This window comes from Mesorhizobium sp. NPDC059025 (genome assembly GCF_042739655.1).
Taxonomy (GTDB): domain Bacteria; phylum Pseudomonadota; class Alphaproteobacteria; order Rhizobiales; family Rhizobiaceae; genus Mesorhizobium.
On sequence record NZ_JBHYIM010000012.1, the window covers coordinates 118,169 to 139,752 of the forward strand.

A 21,584-nucleotide genomic window follows, 5' to 3' on the forward strand; every position below is an offset into this window, starting at 1 on the left:
CGCCGTCAAGGCACCCGCGATAGAAGACCTGATGATCAAGATCCAGCGCTCTCCCGACTTCCAGCCGACGGACCGGTTGCGGCTCAACACGTTGATCTGGCTGCGCTGGCTGGCCATCGTCGGACAGAGCATGACCGTTCTGGTCGTCGCCTATGTGCTGAAATTCCCGCTGCCGGTGAGCTTCTGCTTCACGCTGATCGCCTGTTCGGCCTGGATGAACCTGTTCCTGGCCTTCCGCTACCCCGCCGCGCATCGGCTGGCGCCGCCCGCCGCCTTCGGCATCCTGGTGTTCGACAGTCTGCAGCTTGCGGGGTTGCTCTATCTTACCGGCGGCCTCACCAACCCGTTCGCGCTGCTGCTCACCGTGCCGGTCGTCATCTCGGCAACATCATTGCCGCTGCGGCTCACGGCCATTCTCGGTGCATTGGTCGTCGCTGCAGCGACGCTGCTTGTCTTCTTCCATGAATCCTTGCCTTGGTATGAGAACATTACGCTGGTGATGCCAGTTCCCTATGTGGCAGGCGTATGGGTGGCGGTGCTGTGTTCGATCGCCTTCACTGGCATCTATGCCTTCCGTGTCGCCAAGGAAGCGCGTCAGCTGGCCAACGCGCTAGCCGCCACGGAACTGGTGCTGCAGCGCGAGCAGCATCTTTCGGCGCTCGACGGCCTGGCGGCCGCCGCTGCGCATGAACTGGGTACTCCGCTCGCCACCATCACGCTGGTGGTACGCGAGATGGAAAAGACGCTGGGCAAGGATCCGAAGTACCGCGAGGATGTTTCCCTGCTACGCAGCCAGAGCGAACGCTGCCGCGAAATCCTCAAGCGCCTGACCAATCTCTCCTCGGAAGGCGAGCCGCTGCTTGCACAGCTGTCGTTGACCTCGCTGGTCGAGGAGGTGGTGACGCCGCATCGCGACTTCGGCATCAAGATCGACCTGCAGCCAGGCGAATGCATCGGTACCGAGCCTGTAAGCCGCCGCAATCCCGGCGTGCTCTATGGGCTCGGCAATCTGGTCGAAAACGCGGTCGACTTCGCCCGCTCCTCGATCACCGTGCGCTGGGGCTGGAACGATCAGCGTGTGACGCTGTCGATCACCGACGACGGGCGCGGTTTTCCGCCGGAGATCATCGACCGCATCGGCGAGCCCTATATGTCGACCAGACAAGGAACCGAACGTGGCGGCGGCGGGCTCGGGCTCGGCCTGTTCATCGCCAAGACACTGATCGAACGTTCAGGCGCGAATATCGAATTCCAGAATTCGGGCGGCCCCGGCGAAGGAGCCGTGGTGCGCATCGACTGGCCGCGGGAGGTGTTCGTCAATGCAGCGGCAATGCATCCTGCTGGTTTCGATGCGGCGGAATAACGCAGAACGCCCCTGAAACCGGGCTGAAAACCGCTCAAAATTGGACAATTACGGCTTAGTCGCTATATCTGAGCCGAAAAATAAAGAAGAAGGACAAGGACCATCATGAGCGGTGAAGATGCCCAAGGCAGCATGGTGACGGGCGACGATACCTCGCTGTTGATCGTCGAGGACGACAAGCCATTTCTCACCCGCCTGGCACGCGCCATGGAAGGACGCGGTTTCGTGGTCGAGACCGCCGAAAGCGTCGAGGAAGCGCTGGTGAAGGCCCGCGCCAATCCGCCAGCCTATGCTGTCGTCGACATGCGTCTCGGCGACGGCAGCGGGCTCGACGTCGTTGCCGCAATCCGAGAGAAACGCGCTGATGCGCGTGCCATCATCCTGACCGGCTACGGCAACATCGCCACCGCGGTGACAGCGGTGAAGCTCGGCGCCATCGACTATCTTTCCAAGCCCGCCGACGCCGACGATATCTTTGCGGCGCTGACGCGCACCGGCGCCGAACGCGTCGTGCCCCCGGAAAATCCGATGTCGGCCGACCGGGTACGTTGGGAACATATCCAGCGTGTCTATGAAATGTGCGAACGCAACGTTTCGGAGACCGCGCGTCGGCTGAACATGCACCGCCGCACGCTGCAGCGCATCCTGGCCAAACGCGCCCCGCGCTGATTTTTCGGCGAGAATCCGTCCAGACCCCGCCATTATTGTCGCAGGCGACGCGGCTTTGCTTGCCGCATCGCCCTGCCTTCGGCATCATCGGCCCAGCCACAACCCGATCCAGAGCGTTCCGCTTTTCACCGAAACGCGGAAACGCTCCAACCTTTCCGGACGCAAAACAGCCAAGCACTTTCCGGAATTGCTTAAGGAGCAGACATGGTGAACGACAACCCGCGTCCGATCTCGGTTTTCCGCGAATTCCTGGACGGCGAGGCCGCGGGCGGCATCATCCTGATCGCGGCTGCGGCACTTGCGCTGATCGTCGCCAATTCGCCGTTGGCGGAAACCTATTTCGCCGCCCTGCATGCCTATCTTGGCCCGCTCAGCGTGCTGCACTGGGTGAACGACGCGCTGATGGCGGTGTTCTTCCTGCTAGTCGGCCTGGAGATCAAGCGCGAGATGCTGGATGGCCAGCTGTCGACCTGGCCGCGCCGCATGCTGCCGGGCATCGCGGCCGCCGGCGGCATGGTTGTGCCGGCGCTGGTCTATATCGTCATCAACCGGGACAATGCCGCGGCCCTGCCCGGCTGGGCGATCCCGACCGCCACCGACATCGCCTTTGCGCTCGGCGTGCTCTCGTTGCTCGGCAACCGCGTCCCGGCCTCGCTCAAGGTGTTCCTGACAGCACTCGCCATCATCGACGATCTCGGCGCCGTCATCATCATCGCATTGTTCTACACAAGCGGCCTCTCGCTCGCCTACCTCGCCGCGGCGCTGGCCGTCATCATCATCCTGATCGCGCTCAACCGCATGGGTGTGTTGTCGCTCACGCCCTATCTCGTGCTCGGCGCGGTGTTGTGGGTGCTGGTGCTGAAGTCGGGTGTGCATGCCACCCTTGCCGGCGTCGCGCTGGCGCTGACCATTCCGCTCAGGGCAACGCCCGGCATCGCGCACGACCTGGAGCATTCGCCGCTGCACCGGCTGGAGCACGCGCTGCACCGTTTCGTGCCGCTGATCATCATCCCGATCTTCGGCTTTGCCAATGCCGGCGTTTCGCTGGCCGGCTTCACGCCCGCAACATTGATTGAGCCGCTGACGCTCGGCGTCGCCGCCGGCCTTGTCGTCGGCAAGCTGGTGGGTGTGCTCGGCGCGTCGGCATTGGCGATCAAGCTCGGGTTGGCCGACCTGCCGGTGCGTGCCGGCTGGATGCAGATGACCGGTATCGCGCTTCTGTGCGGCATCGGCTTCACGATGAGCCTGTTCATCGGGCTGCTGGCCTTTGCCGACAACCCGGCGCTGCAGGATGCGGTCAAGGTCGGCATCCTTGCCGGTTCGCTGGTCGCGGCGCTGGCAGGCGCGGCTCTGCTTCTGGCGGCGCCAGGTGTCGCGGATCACGGCGAAGACGAATAAGCACAAAAAAGCCGGCGCTTCATGACGAAGACGCCGGCTTTTGCGAAATCTGACTTGACCGGATTGCCCGCCGGCTATCCTAGGCTGGCGCGGTTTCCAGCAACACTGCAACCAGCATGCCGGCCGCCATCAGGGCGAGGACGATTTTCTTCATCAGGTTCATTCGCGTCTCCTTGTTGCAGGCCCTAAGTGGTGCCTGGGCAGGCATCCGTCCAGAGGAAGGATGCCGCAAGAATCAAAGCCTGAGTGTGCGCAATCTCAGTGAATTGGCAATGACCGATACCGAAGACAGGCTCATCGCCGCTGCTGCCAGCATCGGCGACAGAAGCGCCCCGAACACCGGATAAAGCACGCCAGCGGCCACCGGAACGCCGGCGACGTTGTACAGGAACGCGAAGAACAGGTTCTGGCGGATGTTGGCCAGCGTGCCCTTGGCAAGCTTGCGCGCCCGCACGATGCCGGTGAGGTCGCCCTTCACCAGAGTGATGCCGGCGCTTTCCATCGCCACGTCGGCGCCCGTTCCCATGGCGATACCGACATCCGAAGCGGCCAGCGCCGGCGCATCGTTGACGCCGTCGCCTGCCATGGCGACGACGCCGCCGCGGCTGCGCAGTTCCTCGATCAGCGCGCTCTTGTGCTCAGGCAGCATGTTGGCGCGCACCTGGTCGATGCCGAGCCGCTTGGCAATCGCCTTGGCCGTGCGCTCATTGTCGCCGGTCGCCATCACCACGGTGATGTTCTCATCATGCAGGGCGCGGATTGCTTCGGCGGCGGTGGCCTTGATCGGATCGGCAACCGCAACGATGCCCGCCAGCCTGCCGTCGATCGCCACATACATGGCTGTCTTGCCGTCGATCTGCAGCGCGCCGGCACGATCGGCGAGGGTGCCGGCATCCAGTCCGAGGTCCGTCATCATGGCCAGGTTGCCTAGCGCCACCTTGTGGCCGGATACGGTGCCGGACACGCCCTTGCCGGTGACGGCCTCGAAGTCGGCGGCGCCCGCGATCTTCAGGCCGCGCTCCTCGGCGCCGTCGACGATCGCCTCGGCGAGCGGATGCTCTGAACCCTTCTCCAGCGCCGCCGCCAATCCAAGGAGTTCCTCCTCGGACACACCGTCCACCGCGATGACGTCGGTGAGCTTCGGCTTGCCTTCGGTGAGCGTGCCGGTCTTGTCGACCACCAAAGTGTTCACCGAGGCGAAACGCTCCAGCGCGGCGGCATCCTTGATCAACACGCCGGCCTGCGCGCCACGCCCGGTGGCTGTCATGATCGACATCGGCGTCGCAAGTCCCAGCGCACAGGGACAGGCGATGATCAGCACCGACACGGCCGCGACAATGGCAAATACCAGGCTGGGCTCGGGCCCGAACACCGCCCAGGCAATGAAGGCGACAATGGCGATCAGCACGACCGCCGGGACGAAATAGAAGGACACACGATCGGCCAGGCTCTGGATCGGCGCACGACTGCGCTGCGCCTTGGCGACCAGTTCGACGATGCGGGCGAGCGTCGTCTCCGAACCGACCTTCTCGGCCAGCATGACCAATGAGCCATTCTTGTTCAGCGTGCCACCGGTCAGCGCATCGCCCTCGATCTTCTCGACCGGCACTGGCTCGCCGGTAATCATCGATTCGTCGACGGAGGAGCGGCCCTCCAGCACGATGCCATCCACCGGCACCGCTTCGCCCGGCCGCACGCGCAGTCGGTCGCCGCCCTTGACCTGGTCAAGCGGCACATCCTTCTCGGAACCGTCGGCGCCAATCAATCGCGCCGTCTTCGGGGCGAGGTCGAGCAGCGCCCGGATCGCGGAACCGGTCTTTTCGCGCGCGCGCAATTCCAGCACCTGACCAAGGAAGACCAGCGCGATGATGACGGCGGCTGCCTCGAAATACACCGGCACGGCGCCACCATGGCCACGGAACTGATGCGGGAAGATGTCCGGGAATAGCGTGGCGACGACGCTGTAGATATAGGCCGCGCCGACGCCGAGCGAGATCAGCGTCCACATGTTCGGGCTGCGGTTGACGATGGAGGCCCAGCCGCGTTCGAAGAAGGGCAGCGCCGCCCACAGCACCACCGGTGTCGCCAGAACGAGCTCGACCCAGACAGCGGCCTGTTCGCCCAGCCAGTCACGCAGGAACGGCAGGCCGACCATTGGCCCCATGGTGATGACCAGGAGGGGAATGGAAAGGACCGCGCTTACCCAGAAGCGGCGGGTGAAATCGACCAGCTCCGGATTGGGACCTTCCTCGCCCGTCGGCATCATCGGCTCCAGCGCCATGCCGCAGATCGGGCAGGATCCGGGTTTGTCACGGATGATCTCGGGATGCATTGGGCAGGTGTATTGGCTGCCCGCGGGCAAAGGCGCGGGCGTTGGACGGTCGCCGAGATAGGCCTTGGGGTCGGCCTCGAATTTCGTCTGGCAGCGTTCCGAGCAGAAATAGAATTTCTCGCCTTCATGGCGCAGGAAATGCCTGGCACTGGCACGGTCCACATCCATGCCGCAGACCGGATCCTTGGCGGTGAGGAACGCCTCGGGATGCGCTTCGAACTTGCCGCGACAACCTTCCGAGCAGAAGTGGAAAAGGCGCCCGCCACGCTCGAGGGTCGGCTTGCCGGCATTCGGGCTGACCTCCATGCCGCAGACCGGATCGCGCAGGACTGCGTCGCTTGCAGGCTTGGCGCCCGAACAGCACGACCCATCCCTGGCGTGTTGATGGTGGCTGTGGTCGTGATGCCCGTCATGCGCCTTCGTCATAGCCGAATCCCTTGGTTCTTCCGCTTTTGACTGCAGATAGGGCTTCCAGTAACTGGAAGGTCAAGGGGCAAATCACGCGTCGCCTTCAGGCTGGCGGGTGCCCATACCCATAGCCGTCAAAACAGGCTATAGACGCCGCCGGAAAGGCGCTGCTGAAGGCCAATGGCGAAGATTCCCCTCAAGCTTGACGAGATCATCGACGGCAGGCGGCTGCGCGAGGAACTGTCGGCGCTGACCGCCGACACAGGCGGCGACGGATCGGGCGTAGCGGTACGCACAGCCGTGCTGAAGCTGCTCAAAGCCAAGATGTTCGAAGGCCGCAAGGCCGCCGAACGCCTGCTGATGGTCGACGGCGGCGGCACGGCCTGCGCAGCACGGCTCTCGCATCTGATGGACGAGGTCATCGCCGCGCTCTACGATTTCGCTGTCAGCCATGTCTATCGTGCCAAGAATCCGTCCTCCGCCGAGCGCATGGCGATCGTCGCCGTCGGTGGCTACGGACGCGGTACGCTGGCACCAGGCTCCGACATCGACCTGCTTTTCCTGCTGCCTTACAAGCAGACCACCTGGGGCGAGCAGATCGTCGAATACATGCTCTACATGTTGTGGGACATGGGCCTGAAGGTCGGCCACGCCACCCGCAACATCGAAGAATGCCTCAGGCTGTCGCGGTCGGATATGACGATCCGTACCGCAGTGCTGGAAGCCCGCTTCGTCTGGGGCGAAAAGGCACTGTGCGACGAGTTGATCACCCGTTTCGACCGCGAAGTGGTGCGCAACACCGGCGCCGAATACGCACAGGCCAAGCTGGCTGAGCGCGACGAACGGCACCGCAAGGGTGGCGAGAGCCGCTATCTGGTCGAGCCCAACATCAAGGACGGAAAAGGCGGCCTGCGCGACCTGCAGACGCTGTTCTGGATCGGCAAATATTTCTACCGCGAGCGTACGGTGGAGGAACTGGTCGCCCAGGGCGTGTTCACGAGCGACGAGTTCGCCCAGTTCCAGAAGGCCGAGGACTTCCTCTGGGCAGTGCGCTGCCACATGCATTTCCTGACTGGCAAGGCCGAGGAGCGGCTGCATTTCGATATCCAGCGCGATATCGCCGACCGGCTAGGCTACAAGAGCCATCCCGGCCTTTCGGCCGTCGAACGCTTCATGAAACACTACTTCCTGGTCGCCAAGGATGTCGGCGACCTGACCCGCATCTTCTGCGCGGCGCTCGAGGAAGAACAGGCGAGCCACGTGTCCGGCTTCAACCGCCTGTTCCTGACCTTCTCGCGCCGCCGCCGCAAGCTGGCCGGGACCGCCGATTTCATCGTCGACAACGATCGCATCAACATCGCCGACAGCAAGGTCTTCGACCGCGATCCGGTCAACCTGTTGCGGCTGTTCTGGTTTGCCGACCGGCACGCGCTGGAGTACCACCCGGATGCGTTGAAGCTGGTGACCCGCTCACTCAAGCTGGTCGACCGCAACCTGCGCCGCGATCCCGAGGCGAACCGGCTGTTCCTCGACATCCTGACCTCGGACCGCCAGCCGGAACTAAACCTGCGCCGCATGAACGAGGCCGGTCTGCTCGGCAAGCTGATCCCGGACTTCGGCAAGATCGTCGCCATGATGCAGTTCAACATGTATCACCACTATACCGTGGACGAGCATCTGTTGCGCTGCATCGACGTGCTGTCCGAGATCGAGCGCGGCGGCGGCGAGAAGATCCATCCGCTCTCGCACAAGCTGATCGGTGAGTTGAAGAACCAGCGTGAGGCGCTTTACGTCGCCGTACTGCTGCATGACATCGCCAAGGGCCGGCCCGAGGATCATTCCGAAGCCGGTGCGAAAATCGCCCGGCGCCTCTGCCCGCACATGGGCCTTTCCGCCACCGACACCGAAACCGTTGCCTGGCTGGTGGAAAACCATCTGATCATGTCGATGACGGCACAGACGCGCGACCTCAACGACCGCAAGACGATCGAGGATTTCGCCAATGTCGTGCAGTCGGTCGAACGGCTTAAAATGTTGCTCATCCTCACCGTCTGCGACATCCGCGGCGTCGGCCCCGGTGTCTGGAACGGCTGGAAGGGCCAGCTGCTGCGCACGCTCTATTACGAAACGGAGCTGCTCCTGACCGGCGGTTTCTCCGAAATGTCGCGCGCCGAACGCACGGCCGCGGCGCGCGAGCGGCTGGAGGAGGCCTTGTCCGACTGGCCGCAGGAAGAGCGCAAGCATCTCGTCGGCCTGCACTATGAAAACTATCTGCTCACCGTCGACCTGAAGGATCAGCTACGCCACGCCGCCTTCGTGCGCGAGGCCGATGCTGCCGGCAAAAAACTCGCCACCATGGTCAAAACGCACGAGTTCGAGGCGGTCACCGAGGTAACCGTGCTGGCGCAGGACCACCCGCGCCTGCTTTCGGTCATCGCAGGAGCATGCGCGGCTGCCGGCGGCAACATCGTCGATGCGCAGATCTTCACCACCGCCGATGGCCGCGCCCTGGACACGATCCTGATCAACCGGGAATTCGACCGCGACGAAGACGAGCGCAGACGCGGGGAACGCGTCGGCAAGCTGATCGAAGACGTCCTGTCGGGCCGGGCCTGGCTGCCGGAAATGATCGAGAAGCGCACCAAGCCCAAACGCGGCGCCAAGACGTTCCGCATCCAGCCGCGCGCCGAAATCCGCAACACGCTGTCAAACCGCTTTTCGGTGATCGAGGTCGAGGGACTGGACCGGCCGGGCCTGCTCTCCGAGATCACCGGCACGCTTTCTGACCTGTCCCTCGACATTGCCTCGGCGCACATCACCACTTTCGGCGAGAAGGTGATCGACACCTTCTATGTCACCGATCTGACCAACCAGAAGATCGAGAGCCCGAACCGGCTGAAGACCATCCGCGAGCGGCTGATCGCGACGCTGGAGGGAAACCACGGCGCGCGCAGTAAAACCAAGGCCGCGGCGGAATAACGGTAGAACCCCATGCCTCATCGTTTCTTTACCAGTGCCTGGCACAGGACCGCTGCATGAGCCTCGTCAAGAAATTCGCGACGGTTGCCTCGGGCACGCTGATGAGCCGCATCCTCGGCTTCACGCGCGAGATGTTCATGGCGGCCGCGCTCGGCACCGGACCGGTGGCGGACGCGTTCAACGCGGCATTCCAGCTGCCCAACACCTTCCGCCGCCTGTTTGCGGAGGGCGCCTTCAACGCCGCCTTCGTGCCGCTGTTCTCCAAGGAGATCGAGGCGAACGGCATCGACGGTGCCAAGCGCTTCTCCGAGGAAGTCTTCGGCGTGCTGTTTTCGGTGCTGCTGGTGCTGACGATCGCCATGGAACTGGCGATGCCGCTGATCGTGCGCTACCTGGTGGCGCCGGGCTTCGCTGATATTCCCGGCAAATTCGACGTGACGGTGCGGCTCGCTACCATCATGTTCCCCTATCTCATCTGCATGTCGCTCGGTGCCATGATGGCGGGCATGCTGAATTCGCTGCGCCGCTACTTCGCCGCCGCGGTGGCACCGGTATTCCTCAACATCATCCTCATCGCCGTGCTTGCCTATGCCTGGTACGAAGGCAAGGACGCGCATTATGTCGGCTACGGCCTGGCCTGGGGCGTGCTGGCGGCAGGTATCGTGCAACTGGCGATCGTCTGGATCGCGGTCCGCAATGCCGGCATGCGCATCGGCTTCCGGCGGCCGCACATGACGCCAAACGTGAAACGGTTGCTGTGGCTGGCGCTGCCGGCGGCGATCACCGGTGGCATCACCCAGATCAACCAGTTGATCGGCACGGCGATCGCATCCGGCCAGAACAGTGCCGTTTCGTCGCTTGCCTATGCCGACCGTGTCTATCAGCTGCCGCTCGGCGTGGTTGGCATTGCGGTAGCGATCGTGCTCCTGCCGGAGCTGTCGCGCGCATTGAAATCCGGCAACATGGTCGAGGCCGCCAACCTGCAGAACCGTTCGGTCGAATTCACGCTGTTCATGACGCTGCCGGCGGCGGCCGCCCTGCTGGTGCTGTCCGATCCGATCGTGCGGCTGCTCTATGAGCGTGGTGCCTTCGCCGCCAACAACTCGACCCCGACGGTGGCCGCAATCCTTGCAATCTTCGGCCTCGGCCTGCCGGCCTTCGTGCTGATCAAGGCGTTCACACCCGGCTATTTCGCGCGCGAGGATACGCGCACGCCAATGATCTTCGCTGCCATTTCGGTGGTGGTGAACGTCGCCGTCGCGCTGACCTTGTTTCCGTCGATGGGCGCTCCGGGCATAGCGGTGGCATCCGCGGTGGCAGGCTGGCTCAACGCCGTCATGCTGCTTGCCGTGCTGATCAGGCGCGGCCACTGGGGCCGCGACATCCCGCTGCTCAAGCGCATCCCCCGGCTGGTCCTGGCGGCGGCGCTGATGGGCGTCGCGCTCTATTTCGGCGAACGCTGGTTTGCCACGGAGCTGTCGTCGGCCTCGCACCTGGCCACCAAGGCGGTCACATTGACCACGCTGTGCGCGGCCGGTGCAGCGATCTACTTCGTGGTCGCGTTCGCCATCGGCGGCGCCGATCTCGGCATGATCCGCCGCAACATCAAGCGCGGCGGCGCCAAGACGCCAGCCACACCAGCCGACATGGAATAAGACGACCCAGCCCGATTTTTTAAGGTTTCCCGCTTAAGAGGAGCCTGATCGGCCGAGGCAACACAGCCTCGCGCAAAGAGAGCGCGGGCCCCATGCAGGACACCAGGCTTCACTACATCGACTGGCTGCGCGTCTCGGCCTTCGGCCTGCTGATCCTCTATCATTCGTCGGCGGCGTTTCTCTATGATCTCGACTGGTTGTTCAACAGTCCCGAGAAGAGCCAGACGCTGTCGCTGGTGACTTTGTTTCCCCGGGCATGGCGGCTGGCGCTGCTGTTCTTCGTCTCCGGCATGGGCACCTGGTTCGCCTTCCGCTCGCAAACGGCCGTAGAATTCCTGAAAGGTCGCCTGGTGCGGCTGTTCCTGCCGCTGATCTTTGCCATGTGCGTGATCATCGTGCCACAGGTCTGGTACGAGCGCCTGCTTGATGGCCGCTTCCAGGGTTCGCTGCTGGAATTCTGGGTGTTGCGCTATTTCACTGAAGGCCGCTACCCGACCGGCAATTTTTCCTGGGCGCATATGTGGTTCGTCGCCTACCTGCTGGTGATGACGGTAATCTGCACGCCTATCTTCTCGTTGCTCACCCATTCGCATGGCCACAGGCTGGCGGACTGGTTCGAGCGGATGGCCCGTACACCGGCCATCTATCTGTTCGTGCTGCTGCCGCTCGTGCTGCACCTGATCTTCCTGCCCTTCTTCCCGCGCGAAACCAACGTTCTCTACAATGACGGTGCCTGGTTCGCGGTCTGGGCAAGCTGGTTCGGCCTGGGTTTTCTGGTCGCCAAGCATCACTCCGCCATAGTACCCACCGTCGTGGCGAAACGGTGGATCAGCCTTGGCCTTGCCGCTGCCTTGACCGCCTTGCTGTGGCGCTATTCCTGGATGAGCAAGGCCGCCGGCATCGGCGGCGAAACCGGTGGCATGCAGATGGTGCTCTACAAGACATTGACCTTCTCGCTGGCCTGGACGGTGATCCTTGCCGCCATCGGTTTTGCCGCACTCCACCTGAACCGCAAGAGTGCCGCGCTCACCTGGCTGAATGCCAAGATCTTCCCGCTCTACATTGTCCACCAGACCTTCGTGGTCATGGCGCTGTATTATGTGCTGCCGCTTGACCTGTCGTTGTGGAGTAAACTTGGCCTGGTGATCGCAATCACCGCGGGCTGGTCGCTGCTTGCAGCCATGCTCGCCGACCTCTGGCCCGCGCCCTACCGCATCCTGGTCGGCCTGCCGGACCGTCGCAAAGGCAGCGCCGGTCGCCAACCGGCAATCGTGGCCGAAGGTTAGCTCTCGCACCCGCGCAATCCCGCCGCCTCTTGAACGCGAAGCCCGCTTCGTCCATAACGCGCCGTCCGAAATTTCGCCGCGCGCGAAACGGCCCTCCACAAGCCAAGGAAACCATCATGACCGCCTTCAAACCGCTTATCTTTTCCGGCGTGCAGCCGACCGGCAATCTGCACCTCGGCAACTATCTCGGCGCGATCCGGAAGTTCGTCGCCCTGCAGGAAACGATGGATTGCATCTACTGCGTCGTCGACCTGCATTCGCTGACCGCCCAGCTCGTGCATGAAGACCTCAAGGATCAGACCCGGCAGATCACCGCCGCCTTCCTGGCCGCCGGCATCGACCCGGAAAAACACATCGTCTTCAACCAGAGCCGCGTGATGCAGCACGCCGAGCTCGCCTGGGTGTTCAACTGCGTGGCGCGCATCGGCTGGATGAACCGCATGACCCAGTTCAAGGACAAGGCCGGCAAGGATCGCGAGAACGCCTCGCTCGGCCTGCTTGCCTATCCGAGCCTGATGGCTGCCGACATCCTGGTCTACCGCGCCACCCATGTGCCGGTTGGCGACGACCAGAAGCAGCATCTGGAGCTCACCCGCGACATCGCCCAGAAGTTCAACAACGACTTCTCGCACCGCATTGCCGAGCTCGGCGTCGGCGTGGAGATCCAGATGGGCGATGAAACGGTGAATGGCTTCTTCCCACTGACCGAGCCGGTCATCGGCGGGCCGGCCGCACGCATCATGAGCCTGCGTGACGGATCCAAGAAGATGTCGAAATCGGATCCGTCCGACCTGTCGCGCATCAACCTGACCGACGATGCCGATACGATCTCGAAGAAGATCAAGAAGGCGAAGACCGATCCCGAAGCGCTGCCTTCCGAAATTGCCGGCCTGGCCGGCAGGCCGGAAGCGGAAAACCTGGTCGGCATCTATGCCGGGCTCGCCGACACCAGCAAGGAAGCCGTGCTGAAGGAGTATGGCGGCCAGCAGTTCTCGGTATTCAAGCCGGCGCTCGCCGACCTTGCGGTCGAGAAGATGGCGCCGATCGCCGGCGAGATGCGTCGTCTCATGGCGGATCCCGGCCACATCGACGGGGTGCTGCGCAATGGCGGCGAACGCGCCGGTGTGCTGGCCGAGGCCAACATGAAGACGGTGCGCGACATCATCGGTTTGCTGCAGGGCTGAAAAACCATTGATCCAATCCTGAAAGGCGACCCTCACGGTCGCCTTTCTTTTTCAGGAAAGCCTCGGCCTGACCGCATGGCGGGGCCGCTTGCATGAGACCCCGCGCGAGTGGCAGATTGCGGCAAAGCTGGAGCGTTTTCGTTTTTCACGGAAAGGCAGAAACGCTCTGACTTTTTGTTTACGCAATTCCGGACGGAAACCGCCGCACACTTTTCCTGGAATTGCCTTATCGAACAGGATAGCCATGGTCTCCAAACGCCTCAGTCGTGAAGCCGGCCACCGCCGCAAATTCCTGGCGGTCATAGACGACACGCCGGAATGCGAGCGCGCCGTGGCCTATGCTTCGAAACGTGCGCAGAGCACGGGCGGCGTTCTTGTGTTGCTCTATGTCATCGAGCCGGACGATTTCCAGCACTGGCTGGGCGTTGAAAAGATCATGCGCGAGGAAGCCAACACCACGGCACGGTCCGCGCTGGACGCCTATGCCGGCAAGGTACGGCAGAAGGTTGGTATCGAACCCGAACTGGTCGTCCGCGAAGGCAAGCGCGCCGAGGAGATTCACAAGCTGATCGAGGAAGACCAGGATATCGCCATCCTGGTTCTGGCGGCAGGCGCCGGCAAGGAAGGGCCCGGCCCGCTGGTCGCGTCCATCGCCGGCAAAGGCGCAGCTTTCCCGATCCCGGTTACCGTCGTTCCGCAAAACCTTTCCGACGACGATATCGAAAGCCTGGCCTGACCGCCCTATATCTGCATTAGATTCGACAGCCGTGCCGGCTTTTGCTTGAATGCCCGGCGGATTGGGCTTATTTAGAACCATTCCAAACTATCGCCCGCACGATACGGGCCGGAGACAGCCATGTTCATTCAGACCGAGTCGACCCCCAATCCGGCGACGTTGAAGTTCCTGCCCGGCAAGGAAGTGCTGCGCGAAGGCACCGCCGACTTCCGTGACGCTGGCGCCGCGAGCGAAGCATCACCGCTGGCCGGTCGTCTGTTCGGAATCCCGGGCGTGACTGGCGTGTTCTTCGGCTACGACTTCATCACCGTGACCAAGGATGGTCCCGACTGGCAGCATCTGAAACCAGCGATCCTCGGCGCCATCATGGAACACTTCATGTCCGGTCAACCGGTCATGGCCAGCACCGCTCCATCGACCACCGCCGACGACGAAGGCGAGTTCTACGACAAGGAAGACGCGGAGATCGTCGTCACCATCAAGGAACTGCTCGACACGCGGGTTCGGCCTGCGGTGGCACAGGACGGTGGCGACATCACCTTCCGCGGCTATGAGAAGGGCACCGTCTTCCTGCACATGAAGGGCGCCTGTGCCGGTTGCCCGTCCTCGACCGCGACGCTGAAACACGGCATCCAGAATCTGCTTCGTCACTTCGTGCCCGAAGTGGAGCATGTCGAACAGGTGTCCTAAGCGCCGACTTCCTTCCAGCGAAAACCCGGGACCTCGTCCCGGGTTTTCTGTTTCCAGACCCATCAACAAAAAACCGGGCATCATGCCCGGTTTTCTGTTTGGGACGTCCGTGTTGCCTAGACGGTCCGCGTACGAAACCTGCTTTGCACCTTCCTTGGAGGCAGGTGCTTACATCACGATGACCTTGGCGCCGACTTCGGCACGGTTGTAGAGGTCGATGATGTCCTGGTTCATCAACCGGATGCAGCCCGAAGACATCGCCTTGCCGATCGACCACCATTCCGGCGTGCCGTGCAGGCGATAGCCGGTGTCACCCTTGTTGAACAGATAAAGCGCGCGCGCGCCGAGCGGGTTCTTCAGCCCGGGGTCCATACCGTTGCGGAACTGCGCAAGTTCCGGCTGGCGCTTGATCATCTGCGACGGCGGCGTCCAGGTCGGCCACTCGCGCTTGATGGCGACGCGAGCCGTCCCATTCCACTCGAACCCCTCGCGGCCGACGCCGATGCCGTAGCGCACCGCTTCGCCTTCCGGCAGCACGAAATAGAGGAACTTGTTGCCGGTATCGACGACGATCGTACCCGGCTTCTCATTGGTGTCGTAGGCTACGATCTGGCGATGGAACTGGCGCGGGACCTTCTCGATCGGGATGCGCGGCAGCTGATAGCCGGCGTCACTGACGCCACCATAGTCGTTGGTGAAAAGCCGCATCTGGCCGATGGTGCTGCAGCCGGCAAGCGAGGCGGCGAGCGCCGCGACGACGATGGCAGATTTCAAGCGCATGAACAGTTTCTACGCTCCGTCCCGTTGATCCGCGGCGATTCGATAAAAATCGTTAACGCATTCATGCTGGCATTTCTTTTGCTTGCCAAGCAGCCGATGCTTATATGGAGGGGTGTGTCTGCCGGTAAGGCACCGGCTATGGCATTTCGGCAACATCTGTCACAGGATTATCGAGCAAAAACAAAGAAAGCGGCCTCATAAACACGCCAGCAAAGGCCGCAGAGGACGAAATCATGAATATCGGCGATGCCGCCCGCCACTCCGGACTGCCGGCCAAGACCATCCGCTACTATGAAGAGATCGGACTGATCTCTCCCGAGCGTTCGGACAACAGCTATCGCGACTACTCGAGCGACGACGTTCACCGGCTTGCTTTCCTGAAGCGCGCTCGCAATCTCGGCTTTTCCATCGACGACTGCCGCCAATTGATGGCGCTGTACCAGGATCGCGAGCGCGCCAGCCAGGACGTGCGGGCGATCGCCTCCGCGCACGTCTCGGCGATCGAGGAAAAGGTGCGCGAATTGCAATCCATGCGGGCGACTTTGAACAAGCTGATCCACGCGTGCCACGGCGACAATCGCCCGGACTGCCCGATCCTTGAGGAGATGGCAGGAGAGTTGGAGACGGTGGACTGAAGGGTTCAAACCGTGAACGGAATCGGGCATGATGGGTCATGCCCATTGTCTCACCGCTTTCCCCAAATCCGCTGATCGACGGCCGCCAGTCGGAGCGCGCCATGCTGGTACGGCGCGGCGTGCAGCGACTGCTTACCCAGATGGGCGCGCATGTCCTGCCTGAACTGTCGCTGGCGACCGGACGGCGCGCCGACCTTGTCGCGCTTACCCGCCAGGGCGACATCTGGATCATCGAGGTCAAATCCTCGATCGAGGACTTTCGGGTCGACCGCAAATGGCCGGATTACCGGCTGCATTGCGACCGCTTCTTCTTCGCCACGCATCCCGGTGTGCCGGCCGAGATCTTCCCCGAGGAATGCGGCTTCATCCTGTCCGACGGCTATGGCGCCGAAATGCTGCGCGACGCGCCGGAACACCGCATCGCGGCCGCCACCCGCAAGGCACTGATGCTGAGGATCGCGCGCGCCGGGGCAGCCAGGCTGCTGGCCGCGGAACTGGCCGGCGTTGCCGTGCCAGCGCTCGACGGCGAAAGCGAGTAGCGCCTGCCCGCCTGTTCCTGAAGCCGGCAGATCTCTGAATGCCGGTTCGTACAACCTTGACTCTCGGACTTTCTCGTAACATATAAAGTTGCATGAAACGAGACAGTCGACTTTCCGGCGTCCTGCACGTCCTGCTTCACATGGCCGAGGAAGGCCGGCCGATGACCTCGGAACAGCTCTCAAGGACGCTGAGCACCAATCCCGTGGTGATCCGGCGCATCATGGCGGGCCTGCGTGACATGGGCATCGTGCAGTCCGAACGCGGTCATGGCGGCGGCTGGACCATCAGCCGCGACCTCGGCAGCGTCTCGCTGCGTGACGTCTACGCAGCGCTCGGCGAGCCGATGGTCTTTGCGCTCGGCAACCGCCAGGAGGCACCGGACTGCCTGGTGGAGCAGGCGGTCAACGCAGCGCTCAATGACGCTTTCCGCCAGGCGGAAGCACTTCTGATCCAGCGGCTCGGCGAGGTGACGCTGGCCGATCTGGCCGCCGATTTTCATGAACGCTGGAAACGCAACAAGACAAAGAAGGCCAATCCCCATGCAGCCTGATGTGCGGATGTTTGCAAAACCCTTCGATGCCGTCGTGATCGGCGGCTCCTATGCCGGCTTGTCCGCAGCCATGCAGCTGGCGCGCGGACGCCGCAACGTCGCCGTCATCGATGCCGGCAAGCCGCGCAACCGCTTCGCCACCGCCTCGCACGGCTTCTTCGGCCAGGACGGCGTCGAGCCTGCCCGCATGATCGAAACGGCTCGCGAAAAACTCGCCGCCTATCCCAATGTCTATTTTGTCGCCGATGAGGCCGTGGATGCCGGCGGACAGGAGGGCGCCTTTACGGTCACGCTCGCATCAGGGTCGACGCTGGAGGCTTCCCGCCTGGTCCTTGCGACAGGCATCACCGACACCCTTCCCGATATGCCCGGCCTGGCCGAGCGCTGGGGCGTCAGTGTGCTGCATTGTCCCTATTGCCACGGTTATGAATTCGGCGGCGCGCCGCTCGGCGTGCTGGCCACCACGCCGCATTGCGCCGAAAAGGCTCTGATGATCACGGAATGGGGTCCGACGACGCTGTTCCTCAACGGCCAGCCGATGCCTGACGCCGGTGTGCTGGCGAAGCTCGCGCGACGCGGTGTCACCATCGAACCGTCACGCATCGAGGCCCTGGAAGGCGAGGGGCGGACGCTACAGGCGGTCGTGCTCGCCGACGGTCGGCGGATCGCCACGACCGCCCTTTACCTGACACCGCGCACGGCGATGGCCAGCCCGCTGGCCGAAAAGCTGGGCTGCGCCTTTGAAGACGGGTTCTTCGGCCCGATCATCGCCACCGACGGCAAGAAGGCCACGAGCGTGCCCGGCGCCTTTGCCGCCGGCGATGCGGCGCGCGGCATGCACAATGCCACCTGGGCCTCCGCCGATGGCGTCACCGCGGGTGCCGCCGTGCACCACAGCCTGATCTTCGAAGGTCTGGATGCAGCCTGAGCCAGCATCTGGATAGATCAGGCTCCGGCGACGCCCAGCCGCTGGCGGATACTCGCCATGGTGCGGGAAAACACCGCGGGATCGTCGAAAGCCCGTGCCAGCGTTAGCGCACCCTGGATGCCGCCAACGCTCTCTTCGGCCAAACGTACGGCTTCCGCCTCCGGCCGGCCCGCTCGCAGTAGCGCGCCGGCCAGGTCCGCCACCCAGCGCTCGAAATACGATCTGATCTCGGCAGCGAAACGATCTCGTGCATCGTCCAGCGCAAAGGCGCCGACCAGGCAGACGCGGCGGCCCGAGTAGAAGTACGCGTCCGTCGCGGCCAGCATTCGGCTGATGCCATCCTGCGATTGATCCGCTTTTCGTAACGGCGAAAAAACCTCGTCTTCGAACCAGCGGTCGATATGCGCCAGCACGGCCGCCGCCATCTCGTCCTTGCCGCCTGGAAAGAAGTTGTAGAGGCTGCCCTTGCCAAGCCCTGTCGCCTCAGTGATCAGCGACAGGCTGGCGCCGGCATAGCCATGCGCGCGAAACACTTCGGCTATCGCCGCGATCAGTTCATCCCTGCCGGCCGCACCCTTGCGCATTCAAAGCATGATCCCGAAAAGTTGCAGACTTTTCGGATAATGATCATGCGACAAACAAGGAGATAGAGTGGGGTTCATCTTGATCGAATCCCACTCTAAAGCCCGAGATCGCTGAGACCCGGATGATCGTCGGGCCGGCGACCAAGGGGCCAGTGGAACTTGCGCTCCGCCTCGGTGATCGGCAGGTCGTTGATCGATGCGACGCGCCTGCGCATCAGACCGGCCTCGTCGAATTCCCAGTTTTCGTTGCCGTAGGAGCGGAACCAGTGACCGCTGTCGTCGCGCCACTCGTAAGCGAAGCGCACGGCGATGCGATTCTCATTCCAGGTCCAGACTTCCTTAATCAGGCGATATTCGAGCTCACGCGCCCACTTGCGCGCAAGGAAGGCAGCGATCTCAGGCCGCCCCCTGACGAATTCGGCGCGATTCCGCCAAAGGCTGTCCTCGGTATAGGCCAGCGACACCTTCTCGGGATCGCGGCTGTTCCAGGCGTCCTCGGCCTTGCGCGCCTTCTCGGCGGCGGTCTCGGCATTGAAAGGCGGCAGGGGCGGACGACTCATCGGGATCTCCATCAGGCTCACGCTTTTGTCAGGCGGGTTGAGATCTTTGTACCAATCGGTACAAAGCACGTCAACTCCCCTGAAACCGATTTGCGCGTGTCGGCCTTTACGCGTCCCGCATTTTGCGCAATCTCACTGTCATTCCAGGGAGGCACGCGTTCCATGTTCAATGTCCTGAGCCTCACTCCGAAATGGATAGCAGCGGCCGTTGTCGGAATTCTGACGGTGATATCCGTCACGGAAGGGAATGCCACACCTAGCTGTGGTCAGCTGACCCTGGCAGGCGAACGGGCCAGGATGGCCAAGCTGCTTGCAGCAACGGGTTATTCCAGTGAACAGAGTTCGTTCCTGATGCGAGGTTCTCGCGCCGCATTTCACCCCTTTCCCGCCGCATCGATGACACCCGAAGCCAGGACATGCGGGCGTACGGCCATTCAGGCCTTGGTGCTCAACTGCACCGGCAGCATGCTGAAATCGTCGCTTGCGGAAACATCCGACCCGGACGCGATGAAGACGGCCAGCTATTGGGGCCGGAAGAAGCTCGCGGTGCGCGAACTGCTTTTCATCGGACTTTTTCACAGCTGCCAGGCCGCGGCTCGCGAACGGTTCGAGAGACGGTGATTGCCATTATGGACAGACCATGCAGCTCAGGCATTTGAAGACATTCGTTGCCGTTGCTTCCGATCTCAACATCACGCGAGCCGCGGAGCGCATCCACCTTGCCCAGTCGAGCGTGAGCGAACAGATCCAGGCATTGGAGGCTGATCTGAATGCCGCGCTTTTCGACCGCACCGGCCGCAAGCTGAAACTGACCGAAGCAGGCCAGCGCCTGCTCGATCATGCCCACGAACTTCTGGCCCGCGCCGACGAAGCGCGCGCAGCGGTGGCAGCGGCTGCAAACACGATAGCGGGCACGCTGGCGATTGGTGGGCTGGAAACGCTGTGCGCAGGCTACCTGCCTCCACTGCTTGCATACTTCGGCACCGAGCATCCGGAGGTTGGGCTGCAGCTGAGAAGCGCCGGCAGCGGTGACCTGCGCGGCGGCGTGAGGAGCGGCGCCCTCGATGTTTCCTTCGTTTTCGGCGAACCGCCCGATACGCCGGAACTCAAACACGAAGTGGTGGCGGAAGAAGAACTCGTCGTTGCGCTGCCTGCCGGCCACCGGCTGGCAGGACAAGTCGCGGCAGGTCCCGATGACCTGCGCAACGAGCCGTTCCTGGTGACCGAACAGGGATGTGTCTATCGCCAGATGTTCGAAGCGGCCTTTGCGGACAATGGTGCGCGGCCGCGCATCGCCGTCGAGCTCGGCTCGATCGCGGCGATCCAGAAACTCGTGGCGGAAGGCGCCGGTTGCGCCCTCATCCCGCGCATTGCCGCCGAGGCCGGCAACACGCGCATGGTGGCGCTGCCATGGACCGGCGGCAATTCACCGGTCCCGGTCTCCATGATCTGGCACAACAGGCGCGGCAAGCGGCCGGCTGTGCGTCTTTTCCTGGAAGCCGCGCGCCGGCAATTCAAACCAGGCGATGCCCGCCTTCGGCGTGCAGCACCGTTCCGGTGACAAAGCCATTTCGCATCAGGAAACGGATGGCATCGGCAATATCTTGCGGCTGGCCTATGCGACCCACTGGCAGGCGGGCAGCCATGGCATCGAGCGTTGCCGCCTTGGCGTCACCGGCAACGTGCTGCCAGATTGGCGTGTCGACCCAACCTGGTGAAACCGCATTGACGCGGACAGGCCCGAGTTCGACCGCGAGCGCGCGCACCAGCGAGGCAAGCGCGCCATTCATGGCCGCCGTCACAGAGCCGCGCGCGGCCGGACGATAGGCATTGATGCCCGACGTGAAGGTGATCGACCCCTTCTCGGACAAGACCGGCGCGCCATGCTTGGCCAACAGCAGCGGTCCGAAGAATTTCGAATCGACCACCCTGCGCGCTTCCGCGATGTCGAGCTCCGGCAACAGCCTGTAGGAGGCACCGATGTCGGCGGCAGTCGAGACGATGTGGTCCAGCAGGCCGATATCGGTAAAAAGCCTGCTGACGTCATCTTCCCTGGCGATGTCGGCGACGGCGATGCGCAACAAAGATGGGTTGCCCAGGCCGCTGCCGGCCGCATCCAGCTTTGCCCGCGAGCGCCCGACGATCGTTACTTCGGCTCCCTCCGACAGAAGCAGTCCCGCCAGCGCCAGACCCATGCCGGAGCTGCCACCGGCGATCAGGACGCGCTCGGCCCTGTTTTCAGTTGTCGTATCCATGAGCTCTCCATTTGGCCAGCCTTCGTTCGGATGGCCCAGGCGGAGTTTTCTG

The 21,584-nt window shown here is 63.2% G+C and carries 20 protein-coding genes; 15 read left to right on the top strand and 5 right to left on the bottom strand.

All coding sequences use genetic code 11. The features are described from left to right. The first annotated feature begins 31 nt into the window (after nucleotides 1-31). The 3 genes from ACFWYE_RS24540 to nhaA all read left to right on the top strand — a co-directional run bounded on the left by ACFWYE_RS24540 (nucleotide 32) and on the right by nhaA (nucleotide 3,430). Nucleotides 32-1,363, top strand: coding sequence for an ActS/PrrB/RegB family redox-sensitive histidine kinase (locus ACFWYE_RS24540; protein WP_379065028.1), 1,332 nt, complete (start codon nucleotides 32-34; stop codon nucleotides 1,361-1,363). Nucleotides 1,364-1,468: 105 nt separating this feature from the next. Beyond that, entirely contained in the window at nucleotides 1,469-2,032 is a 564-nt protein-coding gene (locus ACFWYE_RS24545) for an ActR/PrrA/RegA family redox response regulator transcription factor (protein WP_129412325.1), read from the top strand. A 204-nt stretch (nucleotides 2,033-2,236) separates the two neighbouring features. Then, the gene (nhaA, locus tag ACFWYE_RS24550; protein WP_379114852.1) at nucleotides 2,237-3,430 is read left to right on the top strand and encodes a Na+/H+ antiporter NhaA; all 1,194 of its coding nucleotides are present in this window, start codon (nucleotides 2,237-2,239) and stop codon (nucleotides 3,428-3,430) included. 235 nt (nucleotides 3,431-3,665) lie between these two features. Here nhaA and ACFWYE_RS24555 read toward each other — a convergent pair whose 3' ends face one another. Further along, nucleotides 3,666-6,188, bottom strand: coding sequence for a heavy metal translocating P-type ATPase (locus ACFWYE_RS24555; RefSeq protein WP_379114853.1), 2,523 nt, complete (start codon nucleotides 6,186-6,188; stop codon nucleotides 3,666-3,668). 162 nt (nucleotides 6,189-6,350) lie between these two features. Between ACFWYE_RS24555 and ACFWYE_RS24560 the strand changes: the two genes are divergently transcribed. The 6 genes from ACFWYE_RS24560 (at nucleotide 6,351) to ACFWYE_RS24585 (ending at nucleotide 14,700) form a co-directional block, all read left to right on the top strand. Beyond that, nucleotides 6,351-9,149 carry a [protein-PII] uridylyltransferase gene (locus ACFWYE_RS24560; RefSeq protein ID WP_379114854.1) on the top strand — a complete coding sequence of 933 codons (2,799 nt, stop codon included), beginning with the start codon at nucleotides 6,351-6,353 and terminating at the stop codon, nucleotides 9,147-9,149. Between the two features lie 56 nt (nucleotides 9,150-9,205). Then, on the top strand, nucleotides 9,206-10,804 hold the full coding sequence (gene murJ / locus ACFWYE_RS24565; RefSeq protein WP_379114855.1) for a murein biosynthesis integral membrane protein MurJ: 1,599 nt from the start codon (nucleotides 9,206-9,208) through the stop codon (nucleotides 10,802-10,804). A gap of 92 nt (nucleotides 10,805-10,896) precedes the next feature. Next, entirely contained in the window at nucleotides 10,897-12,090 is a 1,194-nt protein-coding gene (locus ACFWYE_RS24570) for an acyltransferase family protein (protein ID WP_379114856.1), read from the top strand. Nucleotides 12,091-12,206: 116 nt separating this feature from the next. Further along, the gene (gene trpS / locus ACFWYE_RS24575; protein WP_379114857.1) at nucleotides 12,207-13,274 is read left to right on the top strand and encodes a tryptophan--tRNA ligase; all 1,068 of its coding nucleotides are present in this window, start codon (nucleotides 12,207-12,209) and stop codon (nucleotides 13,272-13,274) included. A 244-nt stretch (nucleotides 13,275-13,518) separates the two neighbouring features. Next, nucleotides 13,519-14,010, top strand: a complete 492-nt coding sequence (locus ACFWYE_RS24580; RefSeq protein WP_129412331.1) for a universal stress protein — start codon at nucleotides 13,519-13,521, stop codon at nucleotides 14,008-14,010. A 120-nt stretch (nucleotides 14,011-14,130) separates the two neighbouring features. Continuing rightward, the gene (locus ACFWYE_RS24585; RefSeq protein ID WP_379065044.1) at nucleotides 14,131-14,700 is read left to right on the top strand and encodes a NifU family protein; all 570 of its coding nucleotides are present in this window, start codon (nucleotides 14,131-14,133) and stop codon (nucleotides 14,698-14,700) included. A gap of 168 nt (nucleotides 14,701-14,868) precedes the next feature. Here ACFWYE_RS24585 and ACFWYE_RS24590 read toward each other — a convergent pair whose 3' ends face one another. Beyond that, entirely contained in the window at nucleotides 14,869-15,480 is a 612-nt protein-coding gene (locus ACFWYE_RS24590) for a L,D-transpeptidase (RefSeq protein ID WP_379065046.1), read from the bottom strand. A 233-nt stretch (nucleotides 15,481-15,713) separates the two neighbouring features. On the opposite strand from ACFWYE_RS24590, the gene cueR reads away from it, so the two are divergent. The 4 genes from cueR to ACFWYE_RS24610 all read left to right on the top strand — a co-directional run bounded on the left by cueR (nucleotide 15,714) and on the right by ACFWYE_RS24610 (nucleotide 18,133). Continuing rightward, a complete protein-coding gene (cueR, locus tag ACFWYE_RS24595; RefSeq protein ID WP_379065048.1) occupies nucleotides 15,714-16,115 on the top strand; it encodes a Cu(I)-responsive transcriptional regulator in 402 nt (133 codons plus the stop codon). Nucleotides 16,116-16,153: 38 nt separating this feature from the next. Then, complete coding sequence (locus tag ACFWYE_RS24600; protein ID WP_379065050.1) at nucleotides 16,154-16,654, top strand: MmcB family DNA repair protein; 501 nt, start codon at nucleotides 16,154-16,156, stop codon at nucleotides 16,652-16,654. A 92-nt stretch (nucleotides 16,655-16,746) separates the two neighbouring features. Next, a complete protein-coding gene (locus ACFWYE_RS24605; protein WP_379065052.1) occupies nucleotides 16,747-17,205 on the top strand; it encodes an Rrf2 family transcriptional regulator in 459 nt (152 codons plus the stop codon). Nucleotides 17,206-17,212: 7 nt separating this feature from the next. Next, nucleotides 17,213-18,133, top strand: coding sequence for an NAD(P)/FAD-dependent oxidoreductase (locus tag ACFWYE_RS24610; RefSeq protein ID WP_379114858.1), 921 nt, complete (start codon nucleotides 17,213-17,215; stop codon nucleotides 18,131-18,133). A gap of 17 nt (nucleotides 18,134-18,150) precedes the next feature. Here the strand turns inward: ACFWYE_RS24610 and ACFWYE_RS24615 are convergent, their stop codons facing one another. Then, a complete protein-coding gene (locus ACFWYE_RS24615; protein WP_379114859.1) occupies nucleotides 18,151-18,717 on the bottom strand; it encodes a TetR/AcrR family transcriptional regulator in 567 nt (188 codons plus the stop codon). 95 nt (nucleotides 18,718-18,812) lie between these two features. After that, nucleotides 18,813-19,277, bottom strand: a complete 465-nt coding sequence (locus tag ACFWYE_RS24620) for a DUF1348 family protein (protein WP_379065058.1) — start codon at nucleotides 19,275-19,277, stop codon at nucleotides 18,813-18,815. Between the two features lie 297 nt (nucleotides 19,278-19,574). Between ACFWYE_RS24620 and ACFWYE_RS24625 the strand changes: the two genes are divergently transcribed. Together ACFWYE_RS24625 and ACFWYE_RS24630 are read left to right on the top strand one after the other, a co-directional pair. Then, nucleotides 19,575-19,898, top strand: coding sequence for a hypothetical protein (locus tag ACFWYE_RS24625; RefSeq protein ID WP_379114860.1), 324 nt, complete (start codon nucleotides 19,575-19,577; stop codon nucleotides 19,896-19,898). 19 nt (nucleotides 19,899-19,917) lie between these two features. Beyond that, a complete protein-coding gene (locus tag ACFWYE_RS24630) occupies nucleotides 19,918-20,838 on the top strand; it encodes a LysR family transcriptional regulator (RefSeq protein WP_379114861.1) in 921 nt (306 codons plus the stop codon). Here the strand turns inward: ACFWYE_RS24630 and ACFWYE_RS24635 are convergent. Further along, nucleotides 20,792-21,532 carry an SDR family oxidoreductase gene (locus ACFWYE_RS24635; protein ID WP_379114862.1) on the bottom strand — a complete coding sequence of 247 codons (741 nt, stop codon included), beginning with the start codon at nucleotides 21,530-21,532 and terminating at the stop codon, nucleotides 20,792-20,794. The genes ACFWYE_RS24630 and ACFWYE_RS24635 overlap by 47 nt on opposite strands. Between the last annotated feature and the right edge of the window lie 52 nt (nucleotides 21,533-21,584).